General features: G+C 65.1%; 15 protein-coding genes, 1 tRNA gene and 1 other RNA gene. 15 read left to right on the forward strand and 2 right to left on the reverse strand.

Translation table 11 applies throughout. From position 1 onward, the window contains the following. Nucleotides 1-678 (forward strand): hypothetical protein (locus BW994_RS19730; protein ID WP_076454716.1); only part of this gene is annotated, 678 nt, incomplete at its 5' end. A gap of 189 nt (nucleotides 679-867) precedes the next feature. Here BW994_RS19730 and nudC read toward each other — a convergent pair. After that, a complete protein-coding gene (nudC, locus tag BW994_RS16125; RefSeq protein WP_029313241.1) occupies nucleotides 868-1,779 on the reverse strand; it encodes an NAD(+) diphosphatase in 912 nt (303 codons plus the stop codon). 73 nt (nucleotides 1,780-1,852) lie between these two features. Between nudC and ffs the strand changes: the two genes are divergently transcribed. From ffs to BW994_RS16155, 6 genes are all read left to right on the forward strand, one after another. After that, nucleotides 1,853-1,950, forward strand: an RNA gene (ffs, locus tag BW994_RS16130) — signal recognition particle sRNA small type. A gap of 27 nt (nucleotides 1,951-1,977) precedes the next feature. Further along, entirely contained in the window at nucleotides 1,978-3,786 is a 1,809-nt protein-coding gene (locus BW994_RS16135) for a DNA polymerase III subunit gamma/tau (protein ID WP_029313242.1), read from the forward strand. Continuing rightward, nucleotides 3,783-4,106 carry a YbaB/EbfC family nucleoid-associated protein gene (locus BW994_RS16140; protein ID WP_029313243.1) on the forward strand — a complete coding sequence of 108 codons (324 nt, stop codon included), beginning with the start codon at nucleotides 3,783-3,785 and terminating at the stop codon, nucleotides 4,104-4,106. Before BW994_RS16135 ends, BW994_RS16140 begins: the two co-directional genes overlap by 4 nt. Before the next feature lie 303 nt (nucleotides 4,107-4,409). Then, nucleotides 4,410-5,000, forward strand: a complete 591-nt coding sequence (gene recR / locus BW994_RS16145; RefSeq protein WP_029313244.1) for a recombination mediator RecR — start codon at nucleotides 4,410-4,412, stop codon at nucleotides 4,998-5,000. Continuing rightward, complete coding sequence (locus BW994_RS16150; RefSeq protein WP_029313245.1) at nucleotides 4,997-6,100, forward strand: OpgC family protein; 1,104 nt, start codon at nucleotides 4,997-4,999, stop codon at nucleotides 6,098-6,100. The genes recR and BW994_RS16150 overlap by 4 nt, the downstream gene beginning before the upstream one ends. Next, on the forward strand, nucleotides 6,078-6,800 hold the full coding sequence (locus BW994_RS16155; RefSeq protein WP_029313246.1) for an SGNH/GDSL hydrolase family protein: 723 nt from the start codon (nucleotides 6,078-6,080) through the stop codon (nucleotides 6,798-6,800). The genes BW994_RS16150 and BW994_RS16155 overlap by 23 nt, the downstream gene beginning before the upstream one ends. An 87-nt stretch (nucleotides 6,801-6,887) precedes the next feature. On the opposite strand, the gene BW994_RS16160 is transcribed toward BW994_RS16155, so the two are convergent. Beyond that, nucleotides 6,888-6,961, reverse strand: a tRNA-Gln gene (locus tag BW994_RS16160). Nucleotides 6,962-7,099: 138 nt separating this feature from the next. Here BW994_RS16160 and BW994_RS16165 point away from each other — a divergent pair. From BW994_RS16165 to BW994_RS16200, 8 genes are all read left to right on the forward strand, one after another. Beyond that, nucleotides 7,100-8,197: a Ppx/GppA phosphatase family protein gene (locus BW994_RS16165; RefSeq protein ID WP_029313247.1), complete on the forward strand. Its 1,098-nt coding sequence runs from the start codon at nucleotides 7,100-7,102 to the stop codon at nucleotides 8,195-8,197. 13 nt (nucleotides 8,198-8,210) lie between these two features. Further along, nucleotides 8,211-8,882, forward strand: a complete 672-nt coding sequence (locus BW994_RS16170; protein WP_029313248.1) for an RlmE family RNA methyltransferase — start codon at nucleotides 8,211-8,213, stop codon at nucleotides 8,880-8,882. Then, the gene (locus BW994_RS16175; protein ID WP_029313249.1) at nucleotides 8,883-10,877 is read left to right on the forward strand and encodes a DUF2075 domain-containing protein; all 1,995 of its coding nucleotides are present in this window, start codon (nucleotides 8,883-8,885) and stop codon (nucleotides 10,875-10,877) included. Nucleotides 10,878-11,197: 320 nt separating this feature from the next. Beyond that, nucleotides 11,198-12,451, forward strand: a complete 1,254-nt coding sequence (locus BW994_RS16180) for an ABC transporter substrate-binding protein (RefSeq protein WP_029313250.1) — start codon at nucleotides 11,198-11,200, stop codon at nucleotides 12,449-12,451. A gap of 74 nt (nucleotides 12,452-12,525) precedes the next feature. Then, a complete protein-coding gene (locus BW994_RS16185) occupies nucleotides 12,526-13,398 on the forward strand; it encodes a branched-chain amino acid ABC transporter permease (RefSeq protein ID WP_029313251.1) in 873 nt (290 codons plus the stop codon). Then, nucleotides 13,395-14,390 carry a branched-chain amino acid ABC transporter permease gene (locus tag BW994_RS16190; protein ID WP_029313252.1) on the forward strand — a complete coding sequence of 332 codons (996 nt, stop codon included), beginning with the start codon at nucleotides 13,395-13,397 and terminating at the stop codon, nucleotides 14,388-14,390. Before BW994_RS16185 ends, BW994_RS16190 begins: the two co-directional genes overlap by 4 nt. Continuing rightward, entirely contained in the window at nucleotides 14,387-15,136 is a 750-nt protein-coding gene (locus tag BW994_RS16195) for an ABC transporter ATP-binding protein (protein ID WP_029313253.1), read from the forward strand. Before BW994_RS16190 ends, BW994_RS16195 begins: the two co-directional genes overlap by 4 nt. Then, nucleotides 15,133-15,858 carry an ABC transporter ATP-binding protein gene (locus BW994_RS16200; RefSeq protein ID WP_029313254.1) on the forward strand — a complete coding sequence of 242 codons (726 nt, stop codon included), beginning with the start codon at nucleotides 15,133-15,135 and terminating at the stop codon, nucleotides 15,856-15,858. Before BW994_RS16195 ends, BW994_RS16200 begins: the two co-directional genes overlap by 4 nt. The last annotated feature ends 9 nt before the right edge of the window (nucleotides 15,859-15,867 follow it).

Consider the following 15,867-nt stretch of genomic DNA (forward strand, 5'->3'; position numbering starts at 1 on the left):
CGTTTCGCCTACAGCATCCGCATGCTGCGCGAGACCATTGCCGACCAGGGCAAACGCCTCGCCGTGTCCGCCCCCCTCCTCTGGATGATCAACGCCCGCATCGCGCTGCTGTTCCGCCGCTTCACCACCCTCGCCACCGCCGCCCCGCGTCCCATCCGCCTGCGCAAACCCAACCCGAACCCCAAACCCGCCGCCGCCAAACCCGCCAAACCACCACCCAACTGGCCCGCCGCCTATTTCCCCGGCCCGCCGCCCACCCTGCCGCGCAGCTTCGGCTGGGTCCGCCGCGTCGTGCCGCATTGCAACACCAACAGCTACATCAGCCAGATCGAGCACCTCCTCACCCTCGCGGAAACCACCGAACTCATCGCCACCCACCCCGCCACCGCCCGCGCCCTGCGCCCGCTCTGCCACATGCTCGGCATCCGCCTGCCCGACTATCTGAAACGCCCCCGAAAACACCCGAGCGCCACCAAGCCCCGGCCCAAGCGCCCCCGCAAACCCAAGCGCCAGCCCAGCTTCATGGACCAATACAAAATCAACCCGGACGGCAGCATCGACTTCACGCAAGAACAACTCCGCGATATCCTCGGCCCGCCGCCACCGCCCGTGCCGCCCTGGCACCAGCCCTTTGTGCCGTCCTTCAACGTCAAAAAAATGTGGCGCAAAGGGCCGTGATTTCGCACGTCCTATTCATTGCGATATCGTAACAAAAAGCACAAAAAGGGAAGGCAAGGTCTTCTTTTTTGTGAACAAAAAAGAAGCAAAAAAAACTTTGTTAATTTGGGCCCGTGCCGGTTCAAACGCCCGTGCCCCAGGGTCGAAAAGTTTTTTGCTTCTTTTTTACAAAAAAGAAGCCTTCCTTCCCTAAACCCCCTCAGCCATCCAATCCTCAATCAACCGCCGCGCGATCGAATCCTTCGGCGGCAGATTGAACCCGGCCTGCTTGCGGTTCACCAGATCTTCCCGGGTAAACCACGCCGCCGCCCGCATCTCCTCGTCATCCAGCGTAATCGCCTCGCTCAGCGCCTCCGCCCGATACCCCAGCATCAGCGACGCCGGAAACGGCCAGGGCTGGCTGCCGATGTAACGCACCGCACCCACCGTCACACCCACCTCCTCCAGCGTCTCCCGCCGCACCGCATCCTCCAAACTCTCGCCCGGCTCGACAAACCCGGCCAGCGTCGAAAAAAAGTTCCGCTCGACCGGAAACTTGTGCGACTGCCCAAGCAACACCCGCTCCCCCCGCGTCACCAGCATGATCACGGCAGGATCAGTGCGCGGAAAATGCTCCGTGCCGCACTGCGTGCACTGCATCGTATGCCCCGCCCGCTCCGCCACACAGGCACCCCCGCACAGGCTGCAAAACCGCGTGCGCGACTGCCAGTAGAGCAAGCCTTTCGCGGTCGCGAGCAACCCCGCCTGCCCCGCCGGCAGCGTCGCGGTCAGGCCGCGCAAATCCAGAAATTCGCCTGTAGCCTGGGCCAACGCCTCCATCGGCGCCTCGGTCGCTGAGAGATCGACCGCGAAGACCGGCCGCGCGGCCATCAAGCCGAGAAAACTCCCTGCCATCGCCGCATCGCGCGGCCGCGCCGTCAGCACCGCCTGCGGCGTGGGTTCCAACTCCATCAGCATCCGCCCCCGCCAATAGGGCACAAACAACGCCTCCGCACTGGCCCGCGCCTGGGCGATCCAGCCCGCATCGGTCCGGCGATGGCCGGCCCGGTCGAGCGCGGCGGAACTGTAGAGCAAGGCACTGGCGGCATTGGTGTCGGGCATGGTGCCAAACTGGCATCGGCCTTGCGCCGAGGCAAGCTTGCAAAACCGGGCCAGAAACCCGATAACGGCTCCGGGAGATCGGCCGCGGACGGGCGCCTCGCCAACCCGGTCAGGGCCGGAAGGCAGCAGCCGCAACGAGTTTCCGCACGGGTCGCGGACCCGGTCTCCCACCCAAACCTCTCACCGCATCGGGGACGCATGGCCGGGTTGTTCGACGATGATGACCAGCCGCCTTCACCTCCGGGCCCGTCCCTGTTCGGCGATGATCCAGCACCCCCAGGCCCCGCACCAATTCATGCACAGGCCTACCGCGTCCTCGCCCGCAAATACCGCCCCACCACCTTCGATGATCTGATCGGCCAGGACGGCCTGGTCCGCACTTTGCGAAATGCTTTCGCCATGGGCCGCATCGCCCACGCCTTCATGCTCACCGGCGTGCGCGGCGTCGGCAAAACCACCACCGCGCGCATCCTCGCCCGCGCGCTCAACTGCACCGGGCCAGATGGCCAAGGCGGCCCGACTCCCGACCCGTGCGGCGTCTGCGACAATTGCATCGCCATCCTCGCCGACCGTCACCCCGACGTCGTGGAAATGGACGCCGCCTCCAACACCGGCGTCGATGACGTGCGGGAAATCATCGAAGCCACCCGCTTCCGCCCGATGATCGCCCGCACCAAAGTGTTCATCATCGATGAAGTCCACATGCTCTCCCGCAACGCCTTCAACGCCCTGTTGAAAACCCTCGAAGAGCCGCCGCCGCACGTCAAATTCGTCTTCGCCACCACCGAGATCCGCAAAGTCCCGATCACCGTCCTCTCGCGCTGCCAGCGTTTCGACCTCAAACGCGTGCCGGTCGATACCCTCGCCGCCCATTTCACCCGGGTCGCCACCGCCGAAGCCATCACCATCGAACCCGCCGCGGTCGAAGCGATCGCCCGCGCCGCCGATGGCTCGGTCCGCGATGGTCTCTCCCTGCTCGACCAGGCGATCGCCCGCGCCGACGACGGCACCGAAATCACCACCGCCCTGGTCGGCGACATGCTCGGCCTCGCCGATCGCAGCTTCGTCTTCGACCTGATGGACACGATCGCCGCCGGCCGCATCGCCGATGCCCTCGCCGTGATGGACCGCGCCCACGCCCAGGGTGCCGACCCCGTGCTGCTGATGCAGGACCTGCTCGGCCTCGCCCACACGCTCTCGCGCCTGAAAACCATCCCCGACCTCGCGACCGGCAACACCCTCCCGGAACTCGAACGCACCCGCGGCGCCAGCCTCGCCGCCGCCCTCTCGATCCCCTGGCTCGGCCGCCTGTGGCAGATGCTCCTGAAAGGCATCGGCGAAGTCGAACAGGCGAGCGACCGCCGCGCCGCCGCCGAAATGATCCTGATCCGCCTGTGCTACGTGTCCGACCTGCCACCCCCCGGCGACCTGGTCCGCCGCCTGTCGGCCGAAACCACCGCACCCCGCCCCACCATCGCGCGCGAACCCAGCGACCCCGCGCCCCGCGCCGTGGTCAACGGCCCCGCCATCACCAACGCCGCGCCACGCCTCGCCCGGTTCGAAGACGTCATCGCCCTCGCCGAAGACCGGCGCGACGCGCTGCTGACCAGCCAGCTCCGCCACGACGCCCGCATCGTCAAATTCGCGCCGCCGGTCATCGAACTCAACCTCTCGCCGAACGCCCCGCGCGACCTCTCGGCCCGGCTCGCCAAATTCCTCGAAGCCGAAACCGGCCGCCGCTGGACCATCGCCCTCTCGCGCGAAGCCGGCGCACCCACCGTATTCGAAGCCCGCGACACCGCCCGCGACCTCGCCCGCGAAGACGCACTCGCCCACCCGCTGGTCCAGGCCATCTTCACCACCTTCCCCGGCGCCAAAATCACCAGCGTCGAACCCGAAGACCCCGAACCCCTTGCCGCACCCGCCGCTTTGCCCGAATACGAAGGCGACGACGCCCCCCCGATGTCCGATCAGGACATCGCCGACGCAATGGAGATCGATCGATGAAAAACCTCGCCGGCCTGATGAAACAAGCCCAGGCCATGCAGCAAAACATGCAGGATATGCAGACCCGCCTCGAAGCCCTCGAAATCCAGGGCGAATCCGGCGCCGGCCTGGTCAAACTCACCCTCTCCGGCAAAGGCGTCCTGAAATCTGCCCGGATCGACCCCAAACTCCTCGACCCCAACGACGCCGAAATGCTCCAAGACCTCATCGTCGCCGCCCACCACGACGCCAAAACCAAACTCGAAACCATCACCGCCGAAGAAATGCAAAAAGCCACCGGCGGCCTGTCCCTACCCCCCGGCCTCAAACTGCCGTTCTAAGGGACCGATCATGGGGCGCTGGCGAAGCCGGGGCGCTGCCCCGGACCCCGGCAAGGGGCGCTGCCCCTTGCATCCCCGCCAAAGACTTAGTCTTTGGAATCCACTCGTTCGGGTGAGAGGCCGGGGGGTGTGCGCCGCCTGCGGGATCAGCGCGCATGCGCTAATCCCGCAGGCGGCGCACACCCCCCGGCCTCTCACCCGAAAAAAATGGGTTCTAAGGACTAAGTCCTTAGTGGGGGGTGCAGGGGGGCAAAGCCCCCTTGCCGGGGTCCGGGGCAGCGCCCCGGCTTGGCAGCCGCTCCCATGATGGGCCCTGAGATCGAGAGTCTGGTGGCCCAGGTGGCGCGGTTGCCGGGGTTGGGGCCGCGGAGTGCGCGGCGGATTGTGTTGCGGTTATTGAGTGAGCGTGAGGGTCGGTTGTTGCCGTTGATGGGGGCGTTGGCGGCGGCGGCGCAGCGTGTGGTGGTGTGTTCGGTATGTGGTGGGCTGGACAGTGTCGACCCCTGTTCGGTGTGCGGCGACCCGGCGCGTGAGCCGATGATCTGCATTGTGGAGTCGGTGGCGGACCAATGGGCGTTGGAGCGGGCTTCGGTGTATCGGGGCCGGTATCATGTATTGGGCGGGTTGTTATCGGCGATCGGCGGGCGCGGGCCGGAGGACCTGGGGGTCGGGCGGTTGCTGGCGCGGCTGGATGGTTCGGTGCGTGAGGTGATTCTGGCGTTGCCGGCGACGGTCGATGGTCAATCGACCGCGCATTACCTGACCGAACGTCTCGCCCCGTTCGGTGTGCGGATCACGCGCCTGGCGCAGGGCGTGCCGGTGGGCGGCAGCATCGAGATTCTCGATGAAGGCACGTTGGCGATGGCGATGTCGGCGCGGAGATTGGCGGAGTGAGGCTGGTTCGCGCGGGTCGTGATCTCAGGGTCGATTTCTTTCGCGGCATCGCGTTGTTCTGCATTTTCCTCGATCATATTCCGCATGATGCTCTGGCGCGCTTCACCGTGCGCAATCTGGCGCTGAACGATGCGACCGAGATTTTCATTTTGTTGGCCGGCTACGCCGCTTCGCTGGTGTATGGCCGCAAGCTCGATCAGGCCGGTCCGGTCTCGGCCGGGGCGGATATGCTGAAGCGGGCCTGGACGCTGTATATCGCGCATATTTTCCTGTTCGTGATCTTCACGGCCGAGGTTGCGCTGTTCGCCGCCTGGTTTGCCACGCCGGGGTATCTGGCGCGGGTGGGGATGGACCGTCTGGTGCGTGAACCGCTGGTCGCGATGATCGATGCGGTGCCGATGCTGTATCAGCCGTCGTTCCTGAACGTGCTGCCGCTTTATGTCGTGATCATGGGCGGCATGGCGCCGTTGCTGTTGTTGTTGCGCCGGCCGCGGGTTTTGCTGGCGGCGAGTTTTGCGCTCTATGTCGCGGCGCGGCTGTTCGGCTGGAACCTGCCGACCGCGGGCGGCCACGGCTGGTTCTTCAACCCGCTGACCTGGCAGTTTTTGTTCGTGCTCGGCATGATCTTCGCGCGGTTCGGGCGGCCGGCGCTGCCGCGTGTCGCCACCGATATCGCGGCGATCGCGCTGCTGGTGGTGGGGTTTCTGATTTTGCTGACCACCTGGATCGAGCCGCAACTGGCCCGCCATGTGCCGGTGCCGATCAATCCGCTGATCCGCGACATCGACAAGACCGGCCTGCACCCTTACCGGCTGCTCTCGATCCTGTCGCTCGCCTGGCTCGCCTCGCGCTATGTGCCGCCGGGGGCGAAATTCATCGAGACGCGGCTGGGGTCGGTGTTCGTGCTGATCGGCCAGCACGGGCTGACCACGTATTGTGCCAGCATCGTCCTGTCATTTGCCGGGCGGGTCGTGCTCGATCATGATCCGGGTTGGGTGATGCAGATCATGGTCAATGGCGTCGGCCTCGGTGTCCTGTTGGGCATCGCGGCGAGCGGCGCCTGGTTTAGGGTGAAAGATGCGAAACCGGCGGTTTCTTAGGATTTTCGTCCTGTTGCTGGGCGTGCCGGTGGCAGCTCACGCGGCACCATCGGCCTGTCCGCGCGCGCCGGTGCAGCACCTTGCCTTGCCTCATCTCAAAGCGGCGCTGAAGGCGGGTCAGCCCGTGGTGATCGCGGCACTCGGCTCATCCTCGACCTGGGGTGCCATGGCGCATGACATCGCGGATTCCTATCCCGCCGAATTGCAGGACGATCTGGCGTCGCTGCTGCCGGATTCGGAAATCAGCGTGATCAATCGCGGCGTCGGCGGCGAGGATGCCGGGCGCGAGGATAAACGCATGGCGCGCGACGTGCTGGCGCTGGAGCCGAGTCTGGTGATCTGGCAGGTCGGTGCGAACGCGGCCGCGCGGCGCGAGAGCATTCGACATTTCACCGGCCTGGTCCGGCGCGGCCTGCATCGTCTGCGCGCCGCCAATGCGGATATCGTGTTGATGGACAATCAGCGCTCGCGCGAACTGGTCGCCTCGCCCGACAACGACAAGATCAACGCAGCACTTGCCGCCCTTGCCCGCGCGCCCGGCCTGAGCCTGTTCTCGCGTGATGCGCTGATGCGCCAGTGGCAGGCGACCGATCCGCCGCTCGCCGATTTCCTGGCCAGCGATGGGTTGCACATGAACGATCGCGGGTACGCCTGCACCGCCGCCGCTTTGGCGGCCGCGATCGTGCAGGCGGTGAAATGACGCCGGTGATCGTTTTTGTGGCGATCACTTTTATGGGATGAGTGAGGCGTCCCGCGAGCTGCGATGAGCGCGGGATCGGGCCTGAAATGGCTGGGGGACCTGGATTCGAACCAAGGCTGTCCGGGTCAGAGCCGGAAGTTCTACCGCTAAACTATCCCCCAAGCGGATATCGCGCGTGCGTTGCTGCTAGCATCCCATGCCGCGCGAGGCAATCGACCTGCCGCATTTGGGGCCAATTCGCCGGATCATGCAATTCTGGCTTGCTCTCCGGCCATAGGTGCGCCCATTATATGAAGACCATGGCAAGTGATTTCGCCCTGTCGACCCAGCCGGCCCTTGGCCGCACCAGCCCCGATCGGCGCAGCGCCACCAGCCGCGTTCCGAACGAGCGGCGTGCGCGCCCGCCGGCTTATGCGGCGATCGATCTGGGGACGAACAATTGCCGCATGCTGGTCGGCGTGCCGAGCGGCGGCGGTTTTCATGTGCTCGACAGTTTCAGCCGCGTGGTGCGCCTTGGCGAGGGACTGTACCGTAGCGGCACCCTGTCCGATGCAGCGATGGACCGCGCGATCGATGCGTTGAGCATCTGCGCCGAGCGACTGCGCCGTTGGCAGGTGAGCGACATTCGCGCGATCGCGACCGAGGCCTGCCGGCAGGCCGAAAACGGCGCCGCTTTCATTGCGCGCGCCCGGGCGGCTACCGGCCTGCCGATCGAAACCATCTCGCCGCGTGAGGAAGTCGGCCTCGCGATGGAGAGCTGCGCCTCGCTGATCAATCAGGCCGAGCGCCGGGCATTGCTGTTCGACATCGGCGGCGGCTCGACCGAGATCGCCTGGGTGCGGGTGCCGGGCAGCGCCGGTGCGGCCGATCGCAGCCTGCCGCAGTTGATCGGGTATCATACCATTCCGGTCGGCGTGGTGACATTGTCCGAGCGCTGCGCCGGCTGGTGCGAGAGCGAGGCGGGGTTTGCCGCCGTGGTCGAGGAGATCAAGGCGCTGTTGCGTCCGTTCGAGCAGATCCACCGGATCGGCCAGGAAATCCGCCAGGGCGGTGTGCGCCTGGTCGGCACCAGCGGCACCGTCACCACCATCGCGGGCATCGCCCTCAACCTCGATCGCTACCGCCGTGGCGCGATCGATGGCGCGGTGCTGCCGCGCGAGCAGGTGGCCAGCGGCCTTGCCGCGATCCGCGCGCTCGGCCGCACCGGCCTTGCCGAGCACCCGTGCATCGGCCCGGACCGGGTCGATTTCGTGCTGCCGGGCTGCGCCATCTTTGCCGCGATCGAAGAGATGTGGCCGGCCAGCGACCTCGCCGTGGCTGATCGCGGCCTGCGCGAGGGGATGTTGATGCGGCTGATCCGCACCGCGCGCGCCAGATCGCGCCCTTATCAGGTATGAACGAACCCAACCGATGACCGATGATCTCTCGCAAGGCCGCCGCACCACAGTGCGGCTCAAGACCGCGCGCAAGCACAAACCCTCGTCGCAGAAATGGCTGACCCGCCAGCTCAACGACCCCTATGTCGAGGCTGCCAAGGCCAAGGGCTATCGCTCGCGCGCGGCCTTCAAGCTGATCGAACTCGATGAGAAATTCTCCCTGATCGGCAAGGCGAGCCGGGTGATCGACCTGGGTGCCGCACCCGGCGGGTGGACGCAGATTGCGCTCGACCGCGGGGCGGCAAGGGTGGTCGGCATCGACCTGCTGCCGATCGACGCGATTCCCGGTGCCACCTTGCTGGAGGGCGATTTCCAGGACGAGGCGATGGAAGCCGCACTGCGCGCCGCGCTCGGCGGCAAGGCCGATCTGGTCCTGTCGGACATGGCGCCCAACACCACCGGTCATATGGCGACCGATCATTTGCGGATCATGGGGTTGGCGGAGCTGGCGCTCGATTTCGCGTTCAAAACTCTGGAACCGGGCGGCGGCTTCGTCACCAAATTGTTCCAGGGCGGTGCCGAGGGCGGCATGCTCGCCCTGTTGAAACGCCGGTTCACCCTGGTCCGTCACGCCAAGCCGGCGGCCAGCCGCAAGGACAGCCGGGAATTGTATCTGGTGGCGACGGGGTATCGGCCGGAGAGCTGAATGTCCGCCTGGTGGTCCGGCCGTGCCGCGTCGTTCTGCCAGGAAGATCCGGTGCGCATCGTCGATCATCTGGCCCGGCGCCTGGTCGAGACCCATATGGTCAATCACGAGGCGCAGATCCGCGCCTGGCGCGACCAGATCGACCTGCTGCGCGCCGCACTGCGCACCCTGCCGGACTGGCAGGTTCTGCTCGAATACCCGCTGATCCGCCTCGGCCGCCGGATCGATGCGATCATCCTGACCGGCCGCGCCATATTGGTCGTTGAGTTCAAGACCGAAGCGGCCGCCTTCACCAACGCCGATCGCGAACAAGTCGAGGATTACGCGCTCGACCTGTTCGATTTCCACGCCGGCAGCCGCGCCCATCCGATCATCCCCGTGCTGGTCGCCCGCCACGCGCCAACGCCCGCCATGGCGCTGCCGTTGTTCTGGCACGCGATTGCACCCGTGATCGATGCCAATGGCGCAACCCTCGAACCGCTGCTGCAAACCCTCGCGGCGCAACTGCCACACACCCAAACACCGCTCGACCCGCATGCCTGGGAAGGTGCCCCCTACCGCCCGGTGCCCACCATCGTTGAAGCCGCGACCATGCTGTATCGCAAGCACGGCGTCGCCGACATCGCTTCGTCGCGCGCCGATGTCACCAACCTGACCCGCACGACCGATGCCATCCGCACCGCGATCGCCGCCGCGGCGGACGCTCATCGCTACGTCATCGTGTTCGTGACCGGCATTCCCGGGGCGGGGAAAACCTTGTGCGGGTTGAACGCCGTTTTCACCGCCGCCCATCAAGCGGCTTTCCTCACCGGCAATCTGCCGCTGGTCCATGTGTTGCGCGCCGCCCTTGCGCGCGATGCCAAGAATCAGGGTCGCAGCGCCCGCGATGCCGCCCATAAACTCGAATCCGCGATCCAGCCCTTGCTCGGCTTCCTGCGTGACAGCCAGCCCCGCAGCGATGCGCCGCATGAGCATGTCATCGTGTTCGACGAAGCCCAGCGCGCCTGGGATGCCGATTTTGGCCGCCGCAAATTCAACCTGCCCGATAGCGAGGCCGCTTTGTTCCTCGACATCATGCGCCGCCACGCCGATTGGGCGGTGATTGTCGCACTGGTCGGCAGCGGCCAGGAGATCAACACCGGCGAGGCCGGGCTCGCGTCCTGGGGCGTCGCGCTCGCCGCCCGGCCGGACTGGTCGATCATGGGGCCGGCCACGATCATCGGCAACGCCGATCCGGCGCGTTGCCTGGTGGCAAGCCAACCCGCCGGCATGACGATCGATCCCGCATTGCACCTCGATGTCAGCGTTCGTCAGATCCGCTCGCACGCCGCGGCCGACTGGGTGGATGCGGTGCTGCGCCACGATGCCGCCGAGGCCGCACGCATCGGCCGGGCGGCCGGCGGCGTTCCGTTCCGGATCACCCGCTCGCTCACTGCGCTGCGCGGCGAACTCCGCCGTCTTTCCCGCGGCAGCCGGCGCGCCGGGCTGGTGTGCAGCGCCGATGCCAAGCGCCTGCGTGCCGATGGTCTCTCGGCCGATTTTCCGCATATGGACGCCGATGCGGTCGCCAACTGGTTTCTCAACGCCTGGCCGGATGTTCGCGCGTCGGACGCGCTCGAACTGCCGGCTACGCAATATGCCTGCCAGGGTCTTGAACTCGACTATGTCGGTCTGTGCTGGGGCGGCGATCTGGTCATCGCACCCAACGGCGCGTCCTGGTGTGCGCGCAAGTTTCGCGGCACGAAATGGCAGACGATCAAGCGGCCTGAGGCGATCATCTGGCAGATCAACACCTATCGCGTCCTGCTCTCACGCGCGCGCTACGAAACGATCCTGTTCATCCCGCCCGGCGATGCGGCGGATGACACCCGCAGCCCCGCCGCCTTCGATCAGGTCGCTGGCTTCCTGCTGCGCGCCGGCGCCACCGTGCTCGAACCTGAACCGCCGGATGCTTCGCCCGCGCCGCGGCAGGCCGCTTTGTTCGATCATATTTGAGTAAGGCCAGCGGCAGGGGTGATTGTCACGCGGCACCGTAAAGGACAGTCACTCTGCCTTGTTGTTGCCGATCACGCGGAATTTTGATGAAAAACCGGCAGGTTACCACCTGAGGACTGTTGACAGACGCAACACATAAGATGGACAAACAATAACGAACCGGCAAAGACCGGTGGAAACGAGAGCCAAGACTATTCCGTCCGATCAGGGCGGTTCGATGACTCATTGACTATGGATTTCGTGCGTTATGGCGGTCGCATTGTTGCGCGTTATACGTGCGTTTAAACGATAACAAACAGTTGCTAGACAGAGGGGCGTTGATGACAAATCAATCAGCATTGATCGATCGCAGGAGCATACTCAAAGCCGGTGCCGCGGCCGGTATCGCCGGGTTGCTCGCGACACCGGAGCCGACCTGGGCCGCCAGTGAAAAGCCGATCAAGATCGGCATGGTCGATCCGATCACCAGTATTTTCGCGGCTATGGGCCACAGCGAAATCAAGGGTGCCAAATTCGCCGAGGAAGAGATCAACAAAAAGGGCGGCATCATGAGCCGGCCCTTGCAGCTGATCGTTGAAGACGGTGCCGGCAATCCAGGCACCAGCATCGACAAGGCGAAGCGCCTGGTGGCGCGCGAAAAGATCGATTTTCTGATGGGCACGGTCAATTCCGCGTCCTCGCTCGCGCTCAGCCAGTTCGCCAATCAGCACAACATGCTGTTCCTGTGCACCGGCGGTCACGTCGATGCACTGACCGGCACCAATTGCAATTGGAACACGTTCCGCACCTGCTCGACCACCTGGATGCTGACCGCCGGTGATTTCGAAACCCTGTTCGATAAATTCGGCAAGAGCTGGTACTTCATCACCACCGATTATGCCTTCGGCCACGCCGAACAGGCCGATTATGAAAAGCAGCTGAAACGCCACGGCGGCACCATGGCGGGATCGGCGCTGGCGCCGGTCGGCACCACCGATTTCTCGTCCTACCTGATCGAGGTCAAGGCAAAGAAGCCCAAGGTCCTCTGCCTGCTGCTCGCCGGCGATGACCAGGTGAACTGCATGAAGCAGATCGCGCAATTCGGCATCGACAAGGAAATCGCGGTGGCGGGCGCCCTGATCGAGCTGGAACAATTGCAGGCGCTGCCCGAAAATGCGCGCTATGGCTGGTGGACCGCGGAATGGTACTGGAAACAGCCCAACACCCCGCATCTCGCTGATTTCGTCAAAGCCTATCGCGCCAAATACAAGGGCGAATATCCCTCCGCGCGGTCCTGGTTCGGCTATGCTTCGACCTATGCGATCAAATTGGCGGTCGAGCGGGCGAAATCGCTCGAGACCATGAAGGTCGTGCGCGGCATGGAAGGGTTGGTGCTGCCGCCGGAGGTTGCCCTGCAACCCAACGCGCCGATGTACCGCGCCGCCGATCATCAGCTGATGCTCAGCATGTTCCCCGGCCATGTGCTGAAGGGCGCGCAATATCCCGATCTGTTCGATGTGTCATCGATCATCCCGGGCGAAAAACTCGCACTCTCACCGGCGGCGGCCGGCTGCAAGATGACCTACCCGTCCTGATCGGCTGACGGGCGATCGACTGTTCCGGTGCGGCACTGCTCCTGGCAGTGCCGCAATCGCCATAGGGAGACACCATGGGTCTGTTATTACTGTTCAACGCGTTCAACGGGCTGATCCAGGGGGCGTTCTACGCGCTGATGGCGCTGGGTCTCGCGCTGATCCTGGGGCTGAACAACACGATCAATTTCGCCCAGGGAGCGTTCATGGCGCTCGCGGCCTATTTCGCGTTTACCCTGACGCCCTATGTCGGGTTCTGGGGCGGGCTGATCATCGCGCCGTTGCTCGCCGGTGCACTGGGCCTCGCGATCGAGACCTCGCTGATCCGCCGGCTGTATAATCGCAAGGACCCGATCTATACGCTGCTGCTGACCTTCGGGCTCGCCTTCATCATGCAGGACATGATCCGCACCATCTGGGGCGCGCAAGGCAAGCCGCTGGAAATACCGCAATTCCTCAACCAGCCGCTCAGCAGCACGTATTTCTTCCTGACCGGCTACCGGCTGTTCGTGGTCGGCGTCGCCCTGGTCGGCACCGCCGCCCTGTTTGGCGTGCTGCGATTCACCCGCATCGGCATCCGCATCCGGGCCGGGAACTCCGATCTTGAAACGATATCGGCGCTCGGTGTGAATATTTATCTGTTGCGCTCGGCGAATTTCGTGATCGGCATCGTGTTCGCCGGGGTCGCCGGTATTCTGGCCGCCGGCCAGCTCGGGCTCAACCCGAACATGGGTGATGCGCTGATCATGCCCGCCTTTGTCGCCATCGTGGTCGGCGGCGTCGGTTCGCTGGTCGGCTCGCTGCTCGGCGGTCTGATCATCGGCCTCGCCTCCGGCATCACCACCGCGTTCTATCCGGCCGCCAGCGAGGTGGTGATCTACATCATCATGGGCGTCATGCTGGTGGTCCGGCCGCGCGGCCTGATGGGCCAGGAGGGATTGTTCGAATGAGCACCGATCTCGCGACCGAAACCGCACGCACCGCACCCCAGGCCCGCACCGGCATGTCGCGCCGCACCATCGGCAATGTCGTGCTTGGCGTCGTGCTGCTCACGGTGCCGCTCTGGCTGCCGCTGGTCGGCGGCTATACCGATCTGGCCAGCCGGGTGCTGATTTATGCGCTCGCGGCGATGGGCCTCAACCTGCTGCTCGGCTTCACCGGCGGCTTGTCGTTCGGCCACGCCGCCTATTTCGGGCTCGGGGCCTACGGCGTCGGGCTGATGCTGAAATACGAAACCCACAGCCTGTTCCTGGCGCTCGGCGTCGGAACTCTGGTCGGCGGTCTTGCGGCGACCCTGCTTGGCCCGATCGCGGTGCGGCGGCGCGGCATCTATTTCTCGATGATCACCATCGCGATCGGCCAGATGTTCTATTTCATCGCGATCCGCTGGAACACGCTGACCGGCGGGTACGACGGGCTCTCCGGCTTCGCGCGCCCGAAATTCGCGGGACCCGGCCATCTGCTGTCGATGGGGCCGACCGGGATGTATTACCTGGTCCTGGCGGCGTTCGCGATCGCGGCGCTGCTGCTGTGGATCGTTCTGAACGCGCCGCTCGGGCACGCCTTCGTCGCGATCCGCGAGAACCACAAGCGGCTCACCTTTCTCGGCGTCAGCACGCAGCGCTATATCGCGATCTCGTTTGCGATCTCGGGGTTCATCGCGGCCTTGGCGGGCGGGCTGAATGCGCTGCTCGATGGGTTCGCCTCGCCCAACCTGCTGAACTACAGCATGTCCGGCGATTTCCTGATCATCGCGGTGCTCGGCGGAATGCGCAATTTTTACGGGCCGCTGGCCGGTGCGGTGATTTTCGTGCTGGTGCGCGATTACGTGAGTTCGGTCACCGATAACTGGATGAGCGTGATCGGGCTGGTATTCGTGGTTTCGGTGATCTTTTTCCCGATGGGCGTGCTCGGCTTCTTCAACCGGAAATCCGGCTCATGAGTCTCCTGGTTCTGAACGATGTGGGGCGCCGGTTCGGCGCCTTGCAGGCGCTGTCGGGCATTTCGCTCAGCGTCGAAGCCGGCGAACTGCGCGCGATCATCGGCCCGAACGGGGCCGGCAAGACGACGCTGTTCAACCTGATCAGCGGCTATTTTCCGCCCACCGACGGCAGCATCGTGTTCGGGGGCGAACCGATCACCGCGGGCACGCCGACCGCGCTGGTCAAGCGGGGCATCATTCGCACCTTCCAGATCACCGAGATTTTTCTCTCGCTCACCGTGCGGGAAAATCTGCGGGTCGCGGTGGAAACCGCGATGGGGCTCAATCTACGGCCCTGGATTTCCGCCGCCGTGCGCACCGTGGTGATGAACCAGGTTGAAAACCTCGCCGAAATCGTGCGGATCACCGCCAAGCTCGACCGCGTCGCCGGCGAATTGTCGCATGGCGATCAGCGGGTCGTTGAAATCGGCATCGTGCTGGCAAAATCGCCGAAACTTCTGCTGCTCGATGAGCCGACCGCCGGCATGGGCGATGAGGAGACCCACCACATGACCGATCTGATCCGCCGGCTGAACAAGGACCAGGGCATCACCATGCTGTTCGTCGAGCATGACATGGCGATCGTGTTCGGCATCGCGGACCGGATCACGGTGCTCGACAACGGCCGGATGCTGGCCGAGGGTAACGCCACCGAGATCGCCGCCAACCCGCGCGTCCAGGCCGCCTATCTGGGGCACGCGGCATGAGCGCCGTGCTCGAGGCCGAGGGGCTGCAGACCTATTACGGCAAGAGCCACATCCTGCACGGCGTGTCGCTTACGGTCGGCGAGGGCGAATTGGTCGCCCTGCTCGGCCGCAACGGCGCGGGCAAGACCACCACGATGCGCAGCATCATGGGCCTCACGGTGCCGCGCGAAGGGCGGGTGAAGCTGTTCGGGCGCGATACCACCGGCAAGCCGCCCTACCGGGTCGCCAACCTCGGCGTCGGCTACGTGCCGGAGGGACGCAAGATTTTCGGCCATCTCACCGTCCATGAGAACCTGCTGGTGCCGCCCCAGACCAAAGGCCCCTGGACGATCGAAACGGTGTATCGGCTGTTTCCCCGCCTCGACGAGCGCCGTACCAGCAAGGGCGGACGATTATCGGGTGGTGAGCAGGAAATGCTCTCGATCGCACGCGCCTTGCTGCTCAACCCGAAATTCCTGATCCTCGATGAACCCTCGCAAGGGCTGGCTCCGGTGATCGTGCAGGAGGTGATGCGCACCGTCGGCCGGATGAAGAGCGAGGGCATGTCGATCCTGCTGGTCGAACAGAACGCGTTTCTCGCCCTCGAACTCGCCGATCGTGCCTATGTCCTGTCGGACGGCGAGGTGGTGTACGATGGTGCCGCAGCGACCCTCGCCGATGATCGGGCCCGGATGGAACAGCTGGCCGGCGTCAGCCACGCGGCGGTCGATATCCGGCACTGACGGACGGAG

This window comes from Acidiphilium rubrum, assembly GCF_900156265.1.
GTDB lineage: Bacteria > Pseudomonadota > Alphaproteobacteria > Acetobacterales > Acetobacteraceae > Acidiphilium > Acidiphilium rubrum.

What these genes read in the sequence shown, in the direction of transcription:
- BW994_RS16190 (WP_029313252.1), top strand. Translation starts at nt 13,395, where the DNA reads ATGAGCACCGATCTCGCGACCGAAACCGCACGCACCGCACCCCAGGCC.
- BW994_RS16195 (WP_029313253.1), top strand. Translation starts at nt 14,387, where the DNA reads ATGAGTCTCCTGGTTCTGAACGATGTGGGGCGCCGGTTCGGCGCCTTG.
- BW994_RS16200 (WP_029313254.1), top strand. Translation starts at nt 15,133, where the DNA reads ATGAGCGCCGTGCTCGAGGCCGAGGGGCTGCAGACCTATTACGGCAAG.
- BW994_RS16155 (WP_029313246.1), top strand. Translation starts at nt 6,078, where the DNA reads ATGCGAAACCGGCGGTTTCTTAGGATTTTCGTCCTGTTGCTGGGCGTG.
- BW994_RS16185 (WP_029313251.1), top strand. Translation starts at nt 12,526, where the DNA reads ATGGGTCTGTTATTACTGTTCAACGCGTTCAACGGGCTGATCCAGGGG.
- nudC (WP_029313241.1), bottom strand. Translation starts at nt 1,779, where the DNA reads ATGCCCGACACCAATGCCGCCAGTGCCTTGCTCTACAGTTCCGCCGCG.
- BW994_RS16180 (WP_029313250.1), top strand. Translation starts at nt 11,198, where the DNA reads ATGACAAATCAATCAGCATTGATCGATCGCAGGAGCATACTCAAAGCC.
- BW994_RS16140 (WP_029313243.1), top strand. Translation starts at nt 3,783, where the DNA reads ATGAAAAACCTCGCCGGCCTGATGAAACAAGCCCAGGCCATGCAGCAA.
- BW994_RS16165 (WP_029313247.1), top strand. Translation starts at nt 7,100, where the DNA reads ATGGCAAGTGATTTCGCCCTGTCGACCCAGCCGGCCCTTGGCCGCACC.
- BW994_RS16175 (WP_029313249.1), top strand. Translation starts at nt 8,883, where the DNA reads ATGTCCGCCTGGTGGTCCGGCCGTGCCGCGTCGTTCTGCCAGGAAGAT.
- BW994_RS16135 (WP_029313242.1), top strand. Translation starts at nt 1,978, where the DNA reads ATGGCCGGGTTGTTCGACGATGATGACCAGCCGCCTTCACCTCCGGGC.
- recR (WP_029313244.1), top strand. Translation starts at nt 4,410, where the DNA reads ATGATGGGCCCTGAGATCGAGAGTCTGGTGGCCCAGGTGGCGCGGTTG.
- BW994_RS16170 (WP_029313248.1), top strand. Translation starts at nt 8,211, where the DNA reads ATGACCGATGATCTCTCGCAAGGCCGCCGCACCACAGTGCGGCTCAAG.